A 2,047-nucleotide genomic window follows, 5' to 3' on the forward strand; every position below is an offset into this window, starting at 1 on the left:
AATAAAGATAGTTTTTTTGCGTGTTTGTAAACCATTTGACTTACAGTATTTTTTAATAAAACAACATATTGGTCAAAAGATTCAATATGACCTTGTAATTTAATACCGTTAACAAGGAAAATAGAAACTGGGATACGTTCTTTACGGAGAGAATTTAAGAACGGATCTTGTAAAGTTTGACCTTTAGACATTTTTAACTCCAAAAAAAAATTTTTAAATCAGCGCAAAAAAACTATCTTTATTTTTCAACTAAAAATTATAAAAAGACAGTGTGCAAATTTTGCTTTATCCATAAGAGTTTCGCAAGTCTTCTTTCGCCTGCTTTATCGTCAAGTAAGTTTTAAAATCGTGTATTTCTTGCAAAGAACGTAACCACGTATATTGACGTTTGGCAAGTTGTCGTGTTGCAAATAAGGCTTTATCCTCCATTTCTTGCTTTTTTTTGAGACTCATATCACTTTTTAATAGAAATTCTAGAGCTTGTCGATAACCAACAGAACGCATAGAGGGTAAATTTTCATCTAAATCGTATTTTTCAATTAGAGATTCAACTTCACTCAAAAAACCGATATCCCACATTTTGCTTAATCTTTGCTCAATGCGTTGATGTAATTCTAACCGATCTGGAAGCAAAGCATAGTTATGAAATATGTATCGATATGGTACGTTTTTTGGTTGTTCTGCCTGCAATTTGGTAATTGGTTGACCTGTAATACGATAAACTTCTAACGCGCGAATAATTCTTTGTTTATCAGAAACCTTGAATTTCACACCAGCTGCCGGATCTACTGCCACAAGTTCATCATAAACAGCTTGCCACCCTTCATTCGCTGCTTTTTCTTCAATTGCTGCACGAACATTTGCATCTGCGCTTGGCAAGTTACTTGATAATCCTTCTAGGAGCGCCTTGAAATAAAGCATGGTTCCTCCTACCAAAATAGGAGTTTTGCCGCGTGAATGCATCTCGTCAATTAAAACACAAGCATCTTCAACAAACTGGGCAGCCGAATAGACCTCAAGTGGAGTAATAATATCTATTAAATGATGTGGATATAGCTCCTGCTCTTCACGTGTTGGTTTAGCCGTACCAATATCCATGTCTTTATATACAAGAGCCGAATCAACTGAAATTAACTCAAAATCTCCACGCTCGTAAAGTTCACATGCCAAAGCGGTTTTTCCGCTTGCAGTTGGTCCCATTAAATTGATGACGGGCAATTGATTTGACATGTAAAACTACTCTCCTCGAGCAAATAATTTATCTAGTTGAGATAATGGAAATGCACGCCAAGTTGGACGACCATGGTTACATTGACTGGCAAATTCGGTTTGTTCCATTTGGCGAAGTAAAGCGTTCATTTCTGAGAGGCTAAGTTGTCGATGTGCTCGCACTGCCCCATGGCATGCCATACCAGCTAACAGTTCATCACGCTTTTGCAATAATCCTTGAGCTTCATCATTTGGATCTAAATCATTAAGAAGTTCAGGAATAAGGTTTTCAAAATCTGCTTTTTGCAAAATAGCCGGCACACCACGCACAATGACTTGCTCATCGCCATATAAATCAATTTCTAGCCCCAAACGCTCAAGCTGAGGCTTTAAGTCTTCGACCCGTACCGCTTGCATACGACTAATTGAAATGACTTTAGGTATAAGTAACTGTTGAGATGTCCAAAACTCAGGTTTATCCCAAGCATTTTTCATTTGTTGCAGCAAAATACGTTCATGCGCTGCATGCATATCAACAATAATCAAACCTTCAGTATTTTGCGCCAGAATATAAATTCCATGAAGCTGAGCAATTGCGATACCTAATGGAAATTCATCTACTTTAGCAACTGGTTCAACATTTTCATCAACTGAAAAATTGGTAGCAGGTTGATCACGTAATGGCGCCAAATAAGTCTTTAATGCATTATTTAACTGCGCAGAACCATTATATTTTGGAGTTTGTTCTGCATAGTGAACAGCTTGGGGACGACTATTATTAAAATCAGTTAAAAGCTCAGTCGAAGGTTGAGAACTATTCGGCTTATCTAGAGTTGTA

The 2,047-nt window shown here is 37.1% G+C and carries 2 protein-coding genes and 1 pseudogene; all 3 read right to left on the reverse strand.

The window, feature by feature from the left end:
- Positions 1-191: RNA chaperone Hfq (hfq, locus tag J582_RS24705; protein ID WP_032048862.1), on the reverse strand; the 191-nt coding region annotated here is incomplete at its 3' end.
- 94 nt (positions 192-285) lie between these two features.
- Positions 286-1,230 carry a tRNA (adenosine(37)-N6)-dimethylallyltransferase MiaA gene (miaA, locus tag J582_RS24710; protein ID WP_031952771.1) on the reverse strand — a complete coding sequence of 315 codons (945 nt, stop codon included), beginning with the start codon at positions 1,228-1,230 and terminating at the stop codon, positions 286-288.
- A gap of 6 nt (positions 1,231-1,236) precedes the next feature.
- Positions 1,237-2,047: pseudogene (locus J582_RS24715) on the reverse strand (DNA mismatch repair protein MutL); the annotation flags it as partial.

It is taken from the genome of Acinetobacter sp. 1566109, from assembly GCF_000582255.1.
Lineage (GTDB): Bacteria > Pseudomonadota > Gammaproteobacteria > Pseudomonadales > Moraxellaceae > Acinetobacter > Acinetobacter nosocomialis.

Coding starts and splice junctions, on each gene's coding strand:
- miaA (WP_031952771.1), bottom strand. CDS start 1,230: ATGTCAAATCAATTGCCCGTCATCAATTTAATGGGACCAACTGCAAGC.